General features: G+C 68.9%; 15 protein-coding genes. 10 read left to right on the top strand and 5 right to left on the bottom strand.

All coding sequences use genetic code 11. The features are described 5' to 3' along the window. Positions 1-33 precede the first annotated feature (33 nt). The gene (locus tag IEZ21_RS28405; protein WP_189324735.1) at positions 34-492 is read right to left on the bottom strand and encodes a DUF3093 domain-containing protein; all 459 of its coding nucleotides are present in this window, start codon (positions 490-492) and stop codon (positions 34-36) included. Positions 493-550: 58 nt separating this feature from the next. Here IEZ21_RS28405 and IEZ21_RS28400 point away from each other — a divergent pair, with 58 nt between their 5' ends. The 7 genes from IEZ21_RS28400 to IEZ21_RS28370 all read left to right on the top strand — a co-directional run bounded on the left by IEZ21_RS28400 (position 551) and on the right by IEZ21_RS28370 (position 7,092). Continuing rightward, positions 551-1,135 (top strand): PaaI family thioesterase, encoded by a 585-nt coding sequence (locus tag IEZ21_RS28400; RefSeq protein ID WP_033318834.1) that lies wholly within the window; start codon positions 551-553, stop codon positions 1,133-1,135. Between the two features lie 8 nt (positions 1,136-1,143). Further along, a complete protein-coding gene (dut, locus tag IEZ21_RS28395; RefSeq protein WP_189324844.1) occupies positions 1,144-1,659 on the top strand; it encodes a dUTP diphosphatase in 516 nt (171 codons plus the stop codon). A 1-nt stretch (position 1,660) separates the two neighbouring features. Beyond that, the gene (locus tag IEZ21_RS28390) at positions 1,661-2,431 is read left to right on the top strand and encodes a DUF3710 domain-containing protein (protein WP_033318832.1); all 771 of its coding nucleotides are present in this window, start codon (positions 1,661-1,663) and stop codon (positions 2,429-2,431) included. 251 nt (positions 2,432-2,682) lie between these two features. Beyond that, on the top strand, positions 2,683-5,232 hold the full coding sequence (locus IEZ21_RS28385) for a DUF4118 domain-containing protein (protein ID WP_189324734.1): 2,550 nt from the start codon (positions 2,683-2,685) through the stop codon (positions 5,230-5,232). After that, the gene (locus IEZ21_RS28380; protein WP_189324733.1) at positions 5,229-5,912 is read left to right on the top strand and encodes a response regulator; all 684 of its coding nucleotides are present in this window, start codon (positions 5,229-5,231) and stop codon (positions 5,910-5,912) included. Before IEZ21_RS28385 ends, IEZ21_RS28380 begins: the two co-directional genes overlap by 4 nt. A 58-nt stretch (positions 5,913-5,970) precedes the next feature. After that, entirely contained in the window at positions 5,971-6,369 is a 399-nt protein-coding gene (locus IEZ21_RS28375; RefSeq protein ID WP_189324732.1) for an OB-fold nucleic acid binding domain-containing protein, read from the top strand. Positions 6,370-6,372: 3 nt separating this feature from the next. Continuing rightward, entirely contained in the window at positions 6,373-7,092 is a 720-nt protein-coding gene (locus IEZ21_RS28370) for a DUF3159 domain-containing protein (RefSeq protein WP_189324731.1), read from the top strand. 147 nt (positions 7,093-7,239) lie between these two features. Here IEZ21_RS28370 and IEZ21_RS28365 read toward each other — a convergent pair whose 3' ends face one another. Together IEZ21_RS28365 and IEZ21_RS28360 are read right to left on the bottom strand one after the other, a co-directional pair. Then, complete coding sequence (locus tag IEZ21_RS28365) at positions 7,240-7,917, bottom strand: potassium channel family protein (protein WP_033318827.1); 678 nt, start codon at positions 7,915-7,917, stop codon at positions 7,240-7,242. Continuing rightward, positions 7,917-8,588: a potassium channel family protein gene (locus IEZ21_RS28360; protein WP_033318826.1), complete on the bottom strand. Its 672-nt coding sequence runs from the start codon at positions 8,586-8,588 to the stop codon at positions 7,917-7,919. The genes IEZ21_RS28365 and IEZ21_RS28360 overlap by 1 nt, the downstream gene beginning before the upstream one ends. A 412-nt stretch (positions 8,589-9,000) precedes the next feature. Between IEZ21_RS28360 and IEZ21_RS28355 the strand changes: the two genes are divergently transcribed. The 3 genes from IEZ21_RS28355 to IEZ21_RS28345 all read left to right on the top strand — a co-directional run bounded on the left by IEZ21_RS28355 (position 9,001) and on the right by IEZ21_RS28345 (position 16,513). Next, the gene (locus IEZ21_RS28355; RefSeq protein WP_189324730.1) at positions 9,001-11,052 is read left to right on the top strand and encodes an APC family permease; all 2,052 of its coding nucleotides are present in this window, start codon (positions 9,001-9,003) and stop codon (positions 11,050-11,052) included. A 92-nt stretch (positions 11,053-11,144) separates the two neighbouring features. Continuing rightward, a complete protein-coding gene (locus tag IEZ21_RS28350) occupies positions 11,145-12,485 on the top strand; it encodes a class I SAM-dependent RNA methyltransferase (RefSeq protein WP_189324729.1) in 1,341 nt (446 codons plus the stop codon). 545 nt (positions 12,486-13,030) lie between these two features. Next, a complete protein-coding gene (locus IEZ21_RS28345) occupies positions 13,031-16,513 on the top strand; it encodes a type ISP restriction/modification enzyme (RefSeq protein ID WP_246568206.1) in 3,483 nt (1,160 codons plus the stop codon). Positions 16,514-16,648: 135 nt separating this feature from the next. Here the strand turns inward: IEZ21_RS28345 and IEZ21_RS28340 are convergent, their stop codons facing one another. Both IEZ21_RS28340 and IEZ21_RS28335 read right to left on the bottom strand, forming a co-directional pair. After that, complete coding sequence (locus IEZ21_RS28340) at positions 16,649-17,317, bottom strand: nucleotidyl transferase AbiEii/AbiGii toxin family protein (protein WP_189324728.1); 669 nt, start codon at positions 17,315-17,317, stop codon at positions 16,649-16,651. Positions 17,318-17,322: 5 nt separating this feature from the next. Beyond that, positions 17,323-17,721: a hypothetical protein gene (locus IEZ21_RS28335; RefSeq protein ID WP_189324727.1), complete on the bottom strand. Its 399-nt coding sequence runs from the start codon at positions 17,719-17,721 to the stop codon at positions 17,323-17,325. Positions 17,722-18,086: the final 365 nt, after the last annotated feature.

Below are 18,086 nucleotides of genomic sequence, written 5' to 3'. Positions count from 1 at the left end.
AAGCCGATCCCCGCAAGCAGTCCGACGAGGGACCTACGCCGCCCGAGCCGCGTCCAGTGCTGCCGCCAGTCGCTCCGGCTCCCGCGTCGACAGGTACAGATACGGCGTCGGGTCCGAGGGGTCCGTGACCTCCACCCGCAGGGCCGTGGGGATGTAGGCGCGCAGCAGCATGAAGGCGCGCGGGTTCGCCTTGACCGAGCGCCAGGCGTGCGCCTCCTCGGCGTCGAGCACATGGGCCTCGCCCAGGGCCGACACCGGGATCTTCGCGTCGCCCGCGATCAGGGAGCCGCCCACCACACGGATCCGGACCGAGCCGTACGAACTCGTCACCACCGCCGCGACCGCCGTGCCGCCGGCCAGGCCGCCCAGCAGGGGCAGCACGCCGAACGGCAGCAGGATCAGCGCCATCGAGACGCCGACCAGAAAGCAGACGAGCCACCAGGTGCGGGGCGCGGTCAGACGTTCTTCGTAGGGCGATGCGGAGAGCTGCATGAACCCAAGCCTGCCACGGTGCCTACGGGCCGCTGACGCGGAGGTAAGGTCTGCGCCTGTGAGTGGTACCTCTTCGACCCTGCGGCCCCCGGCCGACGCCGTGGCACCGGTGCGGCACCCGGACGCCCCCGCCCCCGGCGAACTGCTCGGCGCGCACTACGAGCAGTGCTTCGGCTGTGGCGGCGGACAGGAGCACGGGCTGCACCTCGCGGCCCGGGCGGGCGAAGGCGTCAGGATCACCGCCGAGTTCACCGTCAAGACCGCCCACCAGGGTGCGCCCGGCCTCGCCCACGGCGGTGTCCTCGCGAGCGCGCTCGACGAGACGCTCGGCTCGCTGAACTGGCTGCTGCGGACGATCGCGGTGACCGGCCGCTTGGAGACCGACTTCGTACGGCCCGTCCCCGTGGACACGGTCCTGCATCTGGAGGCCGAGGTCACGGCGGTGGCCGGACGGAAGATCTACTCCACGGCCACCGGCCGGATAGGCGGCCCCGACGGCCCGGTCGCGGTCCGCGCGGACGCCCTGTTCATCGAGGTGAAGGTCGACCACTTCGTCGACAACGGCCGCCAGGAGGAGATCCAGGCGGCCATGAACGATCCGGACCAGGTCCGGCGAGCCCGTGCCTTCGAGGTGAACCCGTGACTCGAGCCGTGCCCCCGAGCCCCGTTGATGTACTGATCAGGCGCGTCGATCCGGACGTACCGCTTCCGGAATACGCGCACCCCGGCGACGCCGGCGCGGATCTGCGGACGACCGAAAGCCATGAGCTCGCGCCCGGCGAACGGGCCGTTCTCCCGACCGGAGTGTCCATCGCCCTCCCCGAGGGGTACGCGGCCTTCGTGCACCCGCGTTCCGGGCTCGCCGCCCGCTGCGGTGTAGCCCTCGTGAATGCCCCGGGGACGGTGGATGCCGGGTACCGTGGGGAGATCAAGGTGATCGTGGTGAATCTCGACCCGCGCGAGTCCGTGCGGTTCGAGCGCTTCGACCGGATTGCCCAACTGGTCGTCCAGCAGGTCGAGAAGGTGCGCTTCCAGGAGGTTGCGGAGCTTCCCGACTCGACACGGGCCGCAGGGGGCTTCGGGTCCACCGGCGGCCATGCCGCGGTGGACGGCACAACGGGTGGGAATCGATACGCTTCGGTCGTATCCGACCGGGAAGGACAGTGACGTGTTCGGACGTCGCAAGAAGGGCAGTGCCGCCGAGGACGCGGCGAGCGAGGCCGAGCAGGTCGACGGCGTGGTTGAGGAAGTCGACACTGAGACGGACGACGCAGAGCAGGAGCGCGTACGGCTCGAGCCCAAGCCGCGCCCCGACGGTCCCTGGGACAGTTCGGAGGTCCGCGATCCGGCCGAGGGCCGGGTCGATCTGGGCGGCCTCTTCGTGCCCGGGGTCGACGGCATGGAACTGCGCGTGGAGGTCGCGGGCGACGCCATCGTCGCGGCGACCGTGGTGCTGAAGGACAGCGCCGTACAGCTGCAGGCCTTCGCCGCCCCCAAGCGCGAGGGCATCTGGGGCGAGGTGCGCGAGGAGATCGCCACCGGCATCACCCAGCAGGGCGGTGTCATCGACGAGGTCGAGGGCCCGCTGGGCTGGGAGCTGCGCGCCCAGGTACCGGTGCAGCTGCCGGACGGGACCGGCGGTTTCCAGGTCGTACGGTTCATCGGCGTGGACGGTCCCCGCTGGTTCCTGCGCGGCGTGATCTCCGGGCAGGGCGCGGTGCAGCCGCAGGCCGCCGGGCTGCTCGAGCAGATCTTCCGGGACACGGTCGTCGTCCGTGGTGAGGGCCCGATGGCCCCGCGCGACCCGATCGTGCTGAAGCTGCCGGACGACGCGCAGATGGTCGCCGAGGGTGTCCAGCAGGAGGAGCAGGAGGGTTCCCGCTTCTCCGGAGGCATGGGGCAGTTGCAGCGCGGGCCGGAGATCACCGAGGTCCGGTAGGCACACACCGATCGATTCACGACCATGGGCCGCACCTTCGCCGGGTGCGGCCCGTCGTCGTATGCGGCCTCCGGGCCGTCGGTGCGGCCGACGTGCGAGCCGGGCCGCACCCTTGCCGGGCCCATCCGCGCGAACGCGCATCAGGGTTGCGTCAAAGACGTCTCCGGGCCCGCCTTCAGCGCCCTGGGCAGTGGTGATTGGCCGTAAGGTCGACGCAGCGTGTGCGGCTGTTACAGGAAGACAATGGGACCATGGGACGCGGCAGGCTTCGGATCTATCTCGGCGCGGCGCCGGGCGTCGGCAAGACGTACGCGATGCTCTCCGAGGCGCATCGTCGCGTCGAGCGGGGCACGGACTGTGTGGTGGCCTTCGTGGAGCATCACGCCCGGCCGCGGACCGAGGTGATGCTGCACGGTCTGGAGGAGATCCCGCGCGCTGAACTGGCGTACCGCGGCGGGGTGTTCACCGAGATGGACGTGGACGCGGTGCTGGCCCGCAGGCCCCGGGTGGCCCTCGTCGACGAGCTGGCCCACACGAACGTACCCGGCTCACGCAACGGCAAGCGGTGGCAGGACGTCGAGGAGCTGCTCGCGGCCGGTATCGACGTGGTCTCGACGGTCAACATCCAGCATCTGGAGTCGCTCGGTGACGTCGTCGAGTCGATAACGGGCGTACGGCAGAAGGAGACCGTCCCCGACGAGGTGGTGCGCCGGGCCGACCAGATAGAGCTGGTCGACATGTCGCCCCAGGCGCTGCGGCGGCGGATGGCGCACGGCAACATCTACAAGCCGGACAAGGTCGACGCGGCCCTCTCCAACTACTTCCGCCCCGGCAACCTCACGGCGTTGCGCGAGCTGGCTCTGCTCTGGGTGGCCGACCGCGTCGACGAGTACCTCCAGCAGTACCGGGGCGAGCACGGCATCCGCTCCACCTGGCAGGCCCGCGAACGCATCGTGGTCGGGCTGACCGGTGGTCCGGAGGGGCGGACGCTGATCCGCCGGGCCGCCCGGCTCGCCGAGAAGGGCGCGGGCGGCGAGGTGCTCGCCGTCTACATCGCCCGCAGCGACGGCCTGACGTCCGCCTCGCCCAAGGAACTGGCCGTCCAGCGCACCCTCGTCGAGGATCTCGGCGGCACCTTTCACCACGTCATCGGGGACGACATCCCCTCGGCGCTGCTGGAGTTCGCGCGCGGGGTCAACGCCTCCCAGATCGTGCTGGGCGTCTCCCGTCGCAAGGGATGGCAGTACGTCTTCGGGCCCGGCGTCGGCGCCACGGTGGCCCGGGAATCCGGGCCCGACCTGGACGTCCACCTCATCACGCACGACGAGGTCGGCAAGGGGCGCGGCCTTCCGGTCGCCCGGGGTGCGCGGCTCGGGCGGTCCCGGATCATCTGGGGCTGGCTGACGGGCGTGGCGGGCCCGGTGCTGCTGGCCCTGCTGCTGACGCACATCGACGCGGACCTCGGCCTCGCCAACGACATGCTGCTGTTCCTGACGCTGACCGTGGCGTCGGCACTGCTCGGCGGACTCCTCCCGGCCCTCGCCTCGGCGGCGTTCGGCTCCCTGCTGCTGAACTACTTCTTCACCGAGCCCCTGCACCGGCTCACGATCGCCGATCCCAAGAACATCGTCGCTCTGGTGATCTTCGTGGGCGTGGCCGTGTCGGTGGCTTCGGTGGTGGACCTGGCGGCCCGGCGTACGCATCAGGCGGCCAGGCTGCGCGCCGAGTCGGAGATCCTCTCCTTCCTGGCGGGCAGCGTGCTGCGCGGCGAGACAAGTGTGGACGCCCTTCTGGAGCGGGTCCGCGAGACCTTCGGCATGGAGTCGGTCGCCCTGCTGGAGCGTACGAGCGACGTCGATCCGTGGACCTGCGCGGCCAGCGTGGGCCCGAATCCGCCGGCCCTCCCGGAGGACGCGGACGTGGACATGCCGGTCGGCGACCACATGGCGCTGGCGCTGTCCGGCCGGGTGCTGCCCGCGGAGGACCGCCGGGTACTGGCCGCCTTCGCCGCCCAGTCCGTCGTCGTACTGGACCGCCAGCGCCTTCAGCAGGAGGCCGAGCAGGCCCGCACCCTCGCCGAGGGCAACAGCATCCGTACGGCGCTGCTGGCCGCCGTGAGCCATGATCTGCGCACCCCGCTGGCCGCGATCAAGGCCGCCGTGTCGTCCCTGCGGTCCGACGACGTGGCCTGGTCTCAGGAGGACGAGGCCGAGCTCCTGGAGGGGATCGAGGCGGGCGCCGACCGCCTCGACCACCTGGTGGGCAATCTCCTGGACATGTCCCGGCTGCAGACCGGCACCGTCACCCCGCTGATCCGCGAGATCGACCTGGACGAGGTGGTCCCGATGGCGCTGGGCGGCGTGCCCGAGGACAGCGTGGACCTCGACATCCCCGAGACCCTGCCCATGGTCGCCGTCGACCCGGGGCTGCTGGAGCGCTCGGTCGCCAACATCGTCGAGAACGCGGTGAAGTACAGCCCCGACGGGGAGCGGGTGCTGGTGGCCGCCAGCACGCTCGGCGACCGGGTCGAGGTGCGGGTGGTGGACCGCGGGCCCGGCGTCCCGGACGAGGCCAAGGACCGTATTTTCGCGCCCTTCCAGCGCTACGGGGACGCCCCGCGTGGCACCGGTGTGGGCCTCGGGCTCGCGGTCGCCCGCGGCTTCGCCGAGGCCATGGGCGGCACCCTCGACGCCGAGGACACTCCCGGAGGCGGCCTCACCATGGTGCTCACCGTCCGGGCGGGCCCGTCCCGTGCCGGACGACTCGCGGAACTCGTACAACCGGAAAGGCAGGCTTCATGACCCGCGTCCTCGTGGTCGACGACGAGCCGCAGATCACCCGAGCCCTCGTGATCAACCTCAAGGCACGCAAGTACGAGGTCGACGCGGCCGCCGACGGCGCCACCGCGCTCCAGCTCGCGGCCGCCCGCCACCCCGACGTGATCGTGCTCGACCTGGGCCTGCCCGACATGGACGGCGTCGAGGTGATCAAGGGACTGCGTGGCTGGACCCGCGTACCGATCCTGGTGCTGTCCGCCCGGCACTCCTCGGACGAGAAGGTCGAGGCCCTGGACGCGGGCGCCGACGACTACGTCACCAAGCCCTTCGGCATGGACGAGCTGCTCGCCCGGCTGAGGGCCGCCGTCCGCCGCGCGGAGCCCAACGGGGCCGGCGAGGACGAAGTGATCGTGGAGACCGAGGACTTCACCGTCGACCTGTCCGCCAAGAAGGTCAACCGGGCAGGCCGCGACGTACGCCTGACCCCGACCGAGTGGCACCTCCTGGAGGTGCTGGTGCGCAACACGGGCCGCCTGGTCAGCCAGAAGCAGCTGCTCCAGGAGGTCTGGGGACCCTCGTACGGCACCGAGACCAACTACCTGCGTGTCTACATGGCCCAGCTCCGCCGCAAACTGGAAGGGGATCCTTCGCATCCGCGGCACTTCATCACGGAGCCGGGGATGGGTTATCGATTCGAGCGTTAGTTCTATGGGTAAGTTCAAGGGGTACGAAGCTGTCGGCGGCCCCCGGTACGCTTCAGACATGAGTGCTGTTCCTCGTTCCGAAAGGCCGCCGGGCCGGTTCCGGCGGATGATCGACCGGCTCTCCTCGTCGCAGGAGGACCTGGAGTCGGAGGAGCTGCGCGAGGACATCGAGACCACCGGATGTACGCGTATCGGTGACGCACATGACCGACAGATAGTGACCGTTACTGGTACCTTGCGCACGGTCACGCTGCGCCCGAGGGCCGGTGTCCCGGCCCTGGAGGCCGAGCTGTTCGACGGTTCGGCCGCCCTGGACGTGGTGTGGCTCGGCAGGCGCTCCATCGTCGGGATCGAACCGGGGCGCAAGCTGATCGCATCGGGCCGGGTCTCGATGAGCCGGGGCCGCAAGGTGCTGTTCAATCCGAAATACGAACTCAGACCCCTCGGACGGGAGTAGCCGGTGACGTCGCTCGACAAGCCGACCGAAGACGACGCCCATGATTCGCGGGCGGTGACGGAGGCCGCGCTCTTCGAGGCGTTCGGCGGTCTGCGGGGCATGATCGAAACGGTCCTGCCCGGCCTGCTCTTCGTCACGATCTACACGGTCAACAAGGACCTGCACTCCGCGGCCATCGCGGCCATCGCAGTCTCTGTGCTGCTCGTCGTGGTGCGCCTGGTCATGAAGGACACCGTCAAGCACGCCTTCAGCGGTGTCTTCGGGGTGGCCTTCGGCGTGGTCTTCGCGATGATGACCGGGAACGCCAAGGACTTCTATCTGCCGGGCATGCTCTACACGCTGGGCCTGGGCCTCGCGTACATCATCACGACTCTCGCGGGCGTCCCGCTGATCGGCCTGATCCTCGGCCCGGTCTTCAAGGAGAACCTCTCCTGGCGGACGCGTAACCCGGGGCGCAAGAAGGCGTACGCGAAGGCCAGTTACGCCTGGGGTGCGATCCTGCTCGCCAAGTGCGCGATTCTTTTCCCGCTGTACTGGTGGGCGGACACCACGCAGCTCGGGTGGGTCCTGGTCGCGTTGAAGATTCCGCCGTTCCTGCTTGCGGTGTGGCTGACCTGGGTGTTCCTGGCGAAGGCGCCCGCGCCGATCGACGTGTTCGCGGAGATGGAAGCGGAGGAGCGTGCGGAGAAGGAGCGGCATGCTGCCGCTCGGTCCGCCGAGTAGGTACGCGGTGGTGGTGTGGGCCACTGGGGGCTGCGCCCCCAGACCCCCGCTATCGGCCTGAACGGCCTCGTCCTCAAACGCCGGACGGGCTGAAGGGGGGCGCCCGGAGAACTCCGGGCGCCCCCCTTCTCGTATTTCCGGGGTCGGTCAGCCCACCGCATCCTCCCGCCGCACCGACAACAGATCCTCCAGCTGCTCCTCCCGAGCCTGAGCCGCAACGAACAGCAGCTCGTCGCCCGCCTCCAGGGAGTCCTCCCGGGTGGGGGTCAGGACGCGGGTGCCGCGGATGATGGTGACCAGGGACGTGTCCTCGGGCCATTCCACGTCGCCGACCCGGGTGCCTGCGAGGGCCGACTCCGGGGGGAGCGTCAGTTCGACGAGGTTGGCGTCGCCGTGGCTGAAGCGGAGCAGGCGGACCAGGTCGCCGACACTTACCGCCTCCTCGACCAGGGCCGACATCAGGCGGGGGGTCGAGACGGCGACGTCCACGCCCCAGGACTCGTTGAACAGCCACTCGTTCTTGGGGTTGTTGACGCGGGCGACGACGCGCGGAACGCCGTACTCCGTCTTCGCGAGCAGCGAGACGACGAGGTTGACCTTGTCGTCGCCCGTCGCGGCGATCACCACGTTGCAGCGCTGCAGCGCCGCCTCGTCCAGCGAAGTGATCTCGCAGGCGTCGGCCAGCAGCCACTCGGCCTGCGGCACGCGCTCGACCGAGATCGCGGTCGGCGCCTTGTCGATCAGCAGGATCTCGTGCCCGTTCTCCAGCAGCTCGCCCGCGATCGAGCGGCCCACCGCACCGGCACCGGCAATGGCGACCCTCATCAGTGACCGCCCTCCTCGTCAGGGCCCTTGGCGAACGCCGCCTCGACCTTGTCCACGTCGTCCGTACGCATCATCACGTGCACGAGATCGCCCTCCTGCAGCACAGTCTGCGAGCTCGGCAGGATCGCCTCGCCAAGGCGGGTGACGAAAGCGACGCGTACGCCGGTCTCGTCCTGGAGCCGGCTGATCCGCTGGCCCACCCACGCCGTCGACGCGTGCACCTCGGCGAGCTGCACCCCGCCCGTGGGGTCGCGCCACAGCGGCTCGGAGCCCGACGGGAGCAGCCGGCGCAGCATCTGGTCGGCGGTCCAGCGGACGGTGGCGACGGTCGGGATGCCGAGCCGCTGGTAGACCTCGGCGCGGCGCGGGTCGTAGATGCGCGCCGCGACGTTCTCGATGCCGAACATCTCGCGGGCCACCCGGGCGGCGATGATGTTCGAGTTGTCGCCGCTGGAGACGGCGGCGAAGGCGCCCGCCTCCTCGATGCCCGCCTCGCGCAGGGTGTCCTGGTCGAAGCCGACTCCGGTGACACGACGGCCGCCGAACCCGGAGCCCAGTCGTCGGAAGGCGGTGGGGTCCTGGTCGACCACGGCGACCGTGTGCCCCTGTTGCTCCAGGGTCTGGGCGAGAGCGGAACCCACTCTCCCGCAGCCCATGATGACGATGTGCACGACCGTCCTTCCGGTATCAATTCTTACTGCTCATGGAGTTACTGCTCAGGCTGAACAAGGTCTCGAACAGGGTCTCAGACCGATGCCCAAGCTACACACGCATGGTCCACGGCGGGCACCCCCTTGCACGCTCGCCCACTCTCCTTGTCGCGATCAGCGGCGGCTGATGCTGCGGACGCTGACGAGGGTCAGGACGCCGAGCCCGATGAGTGCGGCGGCGGCGCCGATGAGTTCCGCGGCGGCTTGCGTCATGAGGTCTCCAGGAGGGGTGGGAGGCGAGGTTTTGTCATATAGGCATGGGGAAGCTGTCGGTGCCGGAACCCGCAGCATCACCGGTCGCTCAATTCACTCGTAGAGCAGAGGTCGGGTGGCGGGTGGGCACCCCGTACCCCGACCGCTTACGATCCTCAGCGTGTCCAAACTGACCGACGTGCCCAAACGCATCCTCATCGGGCGCGCACTGCGCAGTGACCGGCTGGGGGAAACGCTCCTGCCGAAGCGCATCGCCCTACCCGTGTTCGCTTCCGACCCGCTGTCCTCCGTGGCGTACGCGCCGGGCGAGGTGCTGCTGGTCCTGTCCATCGCGGGCGTGTCGGCCTACCACTTCAGCCCTTGGATCGCGGTCGCGGTCGTGGTGCTGATGTTCACGGTGGTGGCGTCGTACCGGCAGAACGTGCACGCGTACCCGAGCGGCGGCGGCGACTACGAGGTGGCCAACACCAACCTCGGCCCCAAGTCCGGCCTCACCGTCGCCAGTGCGCTGCTCGTCGACTACGTACTCACCGTCGCCGTGTCGATCTCCTCCGGCATCGAGAACCTCGGCTCCGCGATCCCCTTCGTGATCGAGAACAAGGTGCTCTGCGCGATCGGGGTCATCGTGCTGCTCACGCTGATGAACCTGCGCGGGGTCAGGGAGTCCGGGGCGCTGTTCGCGATTCCGACGTACGTCTTCGTGGTGGGCGTCTTCGCGATGATCGCCTGGGGCGCGTTCCGCGGTCTGGTCCTCGGCGACACGATGAAGGCGCCGACCGCCGACTTCCACATCGAGGCCGAGCAGCAAGGTCTCGCGGGATTCGCGCTGGTCTTCCTGCTGCTGCGTGCCTTCTCCTCCGGCTGTGCCGCGCTCACCGGTGTCGAGGCGATCAGCAACGGCGTCCCGGCCTTCCGCAAGCCCAAGTCCAAGAACGCCGGGACCACGCTGGCGATGATGGGCCTGCTCGCGGTCACCATGTTCTGCGGCATCATCGGCCTGGCCATGGCGTCGAACGTACGCATGGCCGAGCACCCGGCGACCGACCTGCTGGAGAACGGTGTCGCGGTCGGCGCCGACTACGTCCAGAACCCGGTGATCTCGCAGGTCGCCGAGGCCGTCTTCGGTGACGGCAGCTTCATGTTCGTGGTGCTCGCCGCGGCCACCGCGCTGGTGCTCTTCCTGGCGGCCAACACCGCGTACAACGGCTTCCCGCTGCTGGGCTCGATCCTTGCGCAGGACCGCTATCTGCCCCGTCAGCTGCACACCCGCGGCGACCGCCTCGCCTTCTCGAACGGCATCGTGCTGCTCGCGGGCGCCGCCGGACTGCTGGTGTGGTTCTACGGCGCCGACTCGACCCGGCTGATCCAGCTCTACATCGTCGGCGTCTTCGTCTCCTTCACGCTCAGCCAGACCGGCATGGTCCGGCACTGGAACCGCCACCTGGCCACCGAGCGCGACCAGGCCGCGCGCCGCCGCATGTACCGCTCCCGGGCGATCAACACCTTCGGCGCCTTCTTCACCGGGCTCGTGCTGATCGTCGTCCTGGTCACCAAGTTCACGCACGGCGCCTGGGTCGCGCTGCTCGGCATGGTGATCTTCTACGCGATCATGTCCGCGATCCGTAAGCACTATGACCGCGTCGCCGAGGAGATCGCCGCGCCGGAAGGGCCGAGCGACGATGTCGTACGCCCCTCGCGCGTCCACTCCGTGGTCCTGATCTCGAAGATCCACCGCCCGACGCTGCGCGCCCTCGCCTACGCCAAGCTGATGCGCTCGCACACCCTGGAGGCGCTCAGCGTCAATGTCGACCCGGCCGAGACCAAGGCACTGAGGGAGGAGTGGGAGCGGCGCGGCATCGACGTACCGCTGAAGGTCCTCGACTCCCCGTACCGCGAGATCACACGGCCGGTCATCGAGTACGTGAAGAACCTGCGCAAGGAGTCCCCGCGTGACGCGGTCAGCGTGATCATCCCCGAGTACGTGGTGGGCCACTGGTACGAGCAACTGCTGCACAACCAGAGCGCCCTCAGGCTCAAGGGACGGCTGCTGTTCACACCGGGGGTGATGGTGACGTCCGTGCCGTACCAGCTGGAGTCCTCCGAGGTGGCCAAGAGGCGGGCCCGGAAGCAGCAGGAGTGGAACGCGCCGGGTGCCGTGCGGCGCGGTCCCGCGGAGGAGCGGCCCAAGGAGCCCACCACTCCCAAGGGCTGACGGACTCGTGTCGAACGGCCGGGCGGCGTCCACGTAGACTGGTGGGCTGTTGTCCGGCCGTTCCCCCTTTTCGCAACTGGAGTCACCCCGCCATGCAGGCAGAACCGAAGAAATCGCCGGCGGGGTCGCTCGTGGGGCAGGAGTACGAGGTCGAGGTCGGGCCCGTCGCCCACGGGGGCCACTGCGTCGCCCGTACGTCCGAGGGGCAGGTGCTCTTCGTCCGGCACGCGCTGCCCGGTGAGCGGGTCGTCGCGCGCGTGACGGAGGGCGAGGAGGACTCGCGGTTCCTGCGCGCGGACGCGGTCACCGTCCTGGACGCGTCCAAGGACCGGGTCGAGGCGCCCTGCCCGTACGCGGGCCCCGGCCGCTGCGGCGGCTGCGACTGGCAGCACGCCAAGCCGGGCGCGCAGCGCCGACTGAAGGGCGAGGTGATCGCCGAGCAGCTGAAGCGGCTCGCGGGCCTGACGCCCGAGGAGGTCGGCTGGGACGGCACGGTGATGCCCGCCGAGGGCGACAAGCTGCCCCCCGGTGAGGTGCCCGCCTGGCGTACGCGCGTGCAGTACGCGGTGGACGACGCCGGGCACGCCGGTCTGCGGCGGCACCGCTCGCACGAGGTCGAGCCGATCGAGCACTGCATGATCGCCGCGCCGGGTGTCAGCGAGCTGGGCATCGAGCGGCGTGAGTGGCCCGGGATGGAGTCGATCGAGGCGATCGCGGCGACGGGCTCCCAGGACCGGCAGGTGATCCTGACGCCACGGCCCGGCGCCCGGCTGCCGATCGTGGAGCTGGACCGGCCGGTGTCGGTCATGCGCGTGGAGGAGAAGGACGGGGGCGTGCACCGCGTCCACGGCCGCCCCTTCGTGCGCGAGCGCGCGGACGACCGCACGTACCGGGTCGGCAGCGGCGGCTTCTGGCAGGTCCACCCGAAGTCCGCGGACACGCTGGTCAAGGCGGTCATGCAGGGCCTGCTGCCGCGCAAGGGCGAGATGGCGCTCGACCTGTACTGCGGCGTCGGCCTCTTCGCGGGCGCCCTCGCCGACCGGCTCGGCGACAAGGGCGCGGTGCTCGGCATCGAGTCCGCCAAGCGCGCGGTGGAGGACGCCCGGCACAACCTCGCCGCCTTCGACCGCGTCCGCATCGAACAGGGCAAGGTCGAGTCGGTCCTCCCGCGCACCGGCATCACCGAGGTCGACCTCATCGTCCTCGACCCGCCCCGCGCGGGCGCGGGCAAGAAGACGGTTCGGCTTCTGACCGGGCTGGGGGCGCGGCGCATCGCGTACGTGGCCTGCGATCCGGCGGCGCTGGCACGGGACTTGGGATACTTCCGCGAGGGCGGGTACCGGGTGCGGACGCTTCGGGCGTTCGATCTGTTTCCTATGACGCATCATGTGGAGTGCGTGGCGATTCTTGAGCCAGTCGGGAAGGGCTCCTGAGCTGCGGGTTCACCATCCTGGGCGCTTCCCTCGACCTGTTTCCCTCCGCACAACACATCGGGCAGGGAACCATCCGCTTTGGGCCTCTGAACTGCGGTTTCAGGCACGGACGGTGTGCCGCCGAGTCGTGCTCCCGGCGCTGTTTGGCACGATTGACGCTCAGGTGACGCTCGTGCTGAAACTTCGTTATGGCTTCCGTGAGCGGTGCTGATTCCCAGCGGCCAGCCTGACGTACTGGTCCTCTTGCACGTGGGCAGCAACTGGGAGTGGCGCGCCTCCCCGCCTGAGGGATCAGCGTGTGTGTGAAGGCCCACCTGACGGTCGGCGATGGCAATGCCATCGCGTCTCGAGAGTACTTTTACGACTACGCATCGCACTGCTAAGTCGGTTATTGCGGTTCCTTCCTGACCAACACCAGCATCTGATTTCCCAGCAGTCACCGAACGCGCCGTTCGTGCCTCGCGCGCGCCCCCCGTGCGCACTGAGTCGGCCCCTTCGCCTCCAACAAGCTGTGTCTGTGGTGATCCACCGCTCACGTCCACAGCTTGGAGGGGGACAAGGTGCCGGAGGAGTGGATACGGGATCTCATCGCGGACTTTGGATCCGAGTGCAGGGAGCGTCTGCGGGTCAGCGACACGGAGGCGTCCATCAGCCTGCCGGTGGCGAAGCTGGTGGAAACTTTCGGCGCGCGCCGGAAGCTGAGTCCTCGCCTTCATCCCGAGTACCCCTTGCCTGAGGCCCGGGTGCGTCCGGACTACGCGGTGGAGACCTCGGGGCGCATCACTGGCTTCCTGGAGCTGAAGGCCCCTGGGCACGACGTCACGCCCAACGGCTTCACGAAGCGGGACCGGGAGCAGTGGGAGCTGATGCGTCGGCTGCCCAACGTGCTGTACAGCAACGGTCACACCTGGTGCCTGTACCGAGGAGGTTCGCGGCCTCACCGCACGGTTCGGCTCGAAGGTGATCTGTACCGGTCCGGCAGCCGGTTGCGCACCGGCGATGCCGACGGAGCGGCGTTTCGGGATCTGCTGCGGGAATTTCTCGGGTGGCAGCCCCAACGCATTACCACCGTCAGCCAGTTGGTGTCGTCCATCGCTCCGCTGTGCCAGTACCTGCGAGAGGAGGTGCTGGAGCAGCTCGCCCTGGAACGCAGAACACCGGACGGTCCTCGCGGGCGACGGCGTGCCCCCAAGCCGTTCACCGCGCTGGCGCACCACTGGAGCAAGGTGCTCTTCCCCTCCACCGACGGACAAGACCCCAACCACCTTTTCGCCGACCGTTACACCCAGACGATCGCTTTTGCCATGTTGCTGGCCCGGATCGAGAACGTACCGCTCACTGGCCGTAACTTTGCTGACGTCGCACGTGAGTTGAAGGCCGAGAACACGGTCATGGGCCGAGCCCTGCAGCTGCTGACGGAAACGGTGGACGCCGAGTTCGCCCGCCGCATCGACACGCTCGTGCAGGTCATCGACGCTGTCGACTGGGAGGTGATCCAAGCCCGCACGCCCGACGCCCACGTTCATCTCTACGAGGATTTCCTCCAGGAGTACGACCGCGAGCTGCGTCGACGCTCCGGCACGTACTACACCCCGCCCCGTCTCGTGAAGGAGATGGTCCGCTTCACCGACGCCGTCCTGCGCACCCGCCTCGGCTGCGTGGAGGGCTTTGCGGACAGGCAGGTGACGATCGTCGACCCTGCCATGGGTACGGGCACATTCCTCAGCGAGATCATCGACAGGGTCGCCGAAGAACGCTCCCGCCGCGGGGAAGGCTTCCGCGGCGAAGCGGTGGAACAGCTGGCGGGTCGGCTGATCGGCTTCGAGCGCCAGATGGCCGCCTACGCCGTCGCTCAGATGAGGATCACCCAGACCCTCCGCAGGCAGGACACGGACACCCAACTCGGCGATCTGCGACTCCATCTCGCCGACACCCTTGCGGACCCCTACGAGAGGGCCACGCTCTTCACGTTCCTGCCCGATGGCGATCCTCTGGTCGAGAACACCCGCAAGGCGGACTGGATCAAGCGCGAGCAGAAGGTCACCGTCATGATCAGTAACCCGCCGGACCGGGAGAGAGCCGAGGGGGAGGGCGGTTGGGTGGAGAAAGGCCGCGAGGGGGATGACACAGCACCTCTGCTCGATGCCTTCCGCCTCGGTGGCAGAAACGGAGTGCACGAGAACAAGCTCAAGAACCTGTACGTCTACTTCTGGCGCTGGGCCACCTTCAAAGTCTTCGAACAGCACCGTTCCGAGTCGGATCGCGGAATCGTCGCCTTCATCAGTACCGCGGGCTTCCTCAGCGGGCCCGGTTTCCGAGGGATGAGGAAGTACCTGCGGGAGACTTGTTCCGAGGGCTGGATCATCGACCTCAGCCCGGAGGGTATCCAGCCGCCGTTGCGGACACGCCTCTTCGAGGGCGTTCAGCAGCAACTGACGATCGCCGTGTTCGTCCGCAGCAGGGCGGACACCGAACCTGCCCACATCAGGTACGTCGCCCTGGACGGCAGCACTCGTGAGGAGAAGTACGCGCAGCTCGAGGCTCTCGGGCCGGACAGTGACCAGTGGCGCCCGGTGCGTCAGGACGCCCACGCCCCGTTCACGCCTGCGGCACTCGGAGCATGGGACACATATCCCGCATTGAATGATCTGCTGCCATGGACGGTGCCCGGCATCCTGCCTAAGCGGACGTGGGTCTACTCCCCGGACCCCGACATGCTGCGTTCCCGGTGGCGGAGGTTGTCCGCCGAGACGGACCTGGCCGAGAAGCGTGCCTTGTTCAGGGAGACCAAGGGCCGTACCGTCGACCGGCCGGTCAAGCCGCTCTCGGGCTCCGCACAGAGAAGGCGGTCGATGCTGGAGGCAGGTCCCGAGTGTCCGCAACCGGTGCCTGTGGCCTTCCGCCCTTTCGATCGGCAGTGGATCATCCCGGACAACAGGGTCCTCGACAGATGCTCGCCGGAGCTGTGGGAGAACCGGGCCGAGGGCCAGATACACATCGTGGAGCTGCACTCCGAACGGTTCGGTGACGGCCCCGCCACGCTGTTCACCGCGCTGATGCCGGACATGCACCACTTCGCCGGCTGGGGTGGTGGCAGGGTGTTCCCCTTCCTGCAGAAGGACGGCACCCCCAATGTGACCCCCGGTCTTCTCCAGCACCTTCGTAACTCCTTCGGCGGTCTGGCTATCTCCGCCGAGGACTTGCTCGCGTACATCGCCGCGATCACGGCTCACCCCGGTTTCCGGTCCCGCTTCGACGACGAACTCACCACCAACGGCGTCCGCGTACCCCTCACCGGTGACGCCACCCTGTGGTCGGAGGCGCTGCACATCGGGCGGAAGGTGATCTGGGCGTCCACCTTCGGAGAGAGGCTCGTGGACCCGGTGGCGGGGAGGCCCGGTACGCCCCAGGAGGTCTGGACGACCGCACAGCCGGCGATCACGTACCGGAGACAGGTCGGCAGGGACGAATTACCCGAGAACTTCGTCCACGATCCCGACCGTCTCGAACTCCACTTTGGCCAAGGCGTTTTCGGGCCGGTGACTCAAGAGATGCGGGACTATCAAGTCAGCGGGCAGAACGTTCTCGACGGCTGGTTGAAACGCAGGACAGGACCGCCGTCCCGCAGAGCCGTCAGCGAGCTGGACCGCATCCGGCCCGAGCGGTGGTTACCTGCCTGGAGCGAGGAACTCCAGTACGTGCTGGCCGTCCTGTGGCATCTGGTCGAGCTGCAGTCAGCTCAGAACGAGCTGCTCGACCGCGTTCTTATGTCACCGCTGGTCAGCGTCGCCGAGTTGCAACGTCGGAACGTCCTGCCCGTCCCGGACACCGCACGTCGTTCCGCTCCCGCACCGACACAGACCGACCCCATCCCCGGGACCGAGGGGATCGAAGCGCGCGAACCGCACGCCGTCAGGCCACTGGCCGCGGAGAGGGACTCTCCGGCCACCGCTCCGATGACGCAGTCACGGAGGAGCCGGAAAACCGACGCACCGCAGGTACTCCGCAGGAATCGACAAGATCCATAGAGCTGCTGCCTGACCCGGTGTCATGGGCGGTTCGTCGGAACGCCCTCCGTGGGAGGGGCTGTCTCGACACCGTCTTGTGTGGATCTTCTGGCTCTTGCTCTGACCAGTATCAGATGTGACCTCACGCGGAGGAGATCAGTCGATGTCCGGATCATCGGCCTCTTCGAGGAGACGGGCCGCGAGGTCGTCGGCCCACTCCACGGCCCAAGCACGTAGAGCGGTGATGGTGGCGTCATCGATCCCATAGGCAGCCAAGGCTTCGTCGTCGGTCCACTCGGCGCCCGTGAGGTTCGCCTGTAGGTCCTCGCGCTCGAAGCGGCCGCGGGCGTGGCGGCGGCCGAACTCCTCGAGCTCGGCGTTGGTCCAGCGGCGGGAGGCCGCGAACACGTCGATCAGGTCGCGGGGCGCTCCGCGGTCGGCGAGGGCGCGGACCTTGGTCCCGATCACATCCTCCTCCGCGAGGACGGGCCCGTACGGGCTCTGGGCGACCGGCCGCCAGAAGATCTCCTTGAGGATGTCGACTTCGCAGTCCTGCCCGGTGGCCGGGTCGGTCACGGTGAAGCGGGCGGACAGCGGGGCGGTCTCCAGCGCGTGCACCTTCCAGCCGCGGGCTTCCAGGCCGGCGCGGAGTGTGGCGGCGATGTCGGCCATGGGGGCCGGGTTCTCGGTGGCGACGTCGAGGTCTTGGCTGGGGCGGTTCACGAGGCGGTGCGCCCGCACGGCATACCCGCCGGTGAGGACCAGGGGATACGGGGAGCCGAGGGCGATCACATCCGCCAGGAGCCGCGTGTGCAGCTCCGGCATGTCCGTCACGCGGCCGCCCGGGTGCTGCGGGAGGCGAGCTGGGGGAAGGCGTCCTCCCACACGGTGCGCACGGTGCGGCCGACGAGGGTGCGCAGCACCGGCCACAGCTGGAGGAGCAGGTCCTGGTTGAGGTAGCGGGGCAGGTCGTCGTGCAGGCCCTCGTGCAGGACGGTGCGGTACAGGCCCATGCGTTGGCGGGGCTTGCTCATGTCGTAGGAGGTCATTCCGGACCAGGCCATGTGCAGCGGCAGCTCGACGACCCCTTGGGTCGGGCCGTGCAGTTCGTCCAGCGACTCCGGCAGACGCTGCCGGAACTTCTCCCGGTACAGCGCGAGGTCCTCGGCGTCCGCGCCCGCGAGTTCCCTCGGCGCGGGTGCGGGGTGGTGCTGTGGGCTGGAGGGCATGACTCCATTATGGCGGCCGGAGAAGTGGCGCGGGCATGATGAGCGAGCTGGGTCTGGAGTGAGCGGGACGGAGCCTGCTGAGCTGGTCGTGGTAGCTCTATTTGCCTGAGTAGGCGGGACGGGCTGTCGGCCGTTTACGCTCGTTTGACGCTCTGGGCGCCCTCACGCTGCGCGGTGAGCCGAGAAAACTGCTCTGACCTGGTCTTTTCCACGACTCGCTCAGGCCGACATCTTTCCGATGACGTCGCACGTGGAGTGTGTAGCGATCCTGGAGCCAGCTGACAAGGGTGTCTGACGCGTAAATAGCTCCAGGTCAGGGACTGTTTGGGCAGGACTGGATGCCCGGCGTCCGTGGAGGCCGCCGG

The organism is Streptomyces flaveus, assembly GCF_014647675.1.
Classification (GTDB): domain Bacteria; phylum Actinomycetota; class Actinomycetes; order Streptomycetales; family Streptomycetaceae; genus Streptomyces; species Streptomyces flaveus.
This window is presented reverse-complemented; position numbering and strand designations above follow the sequence as displayed.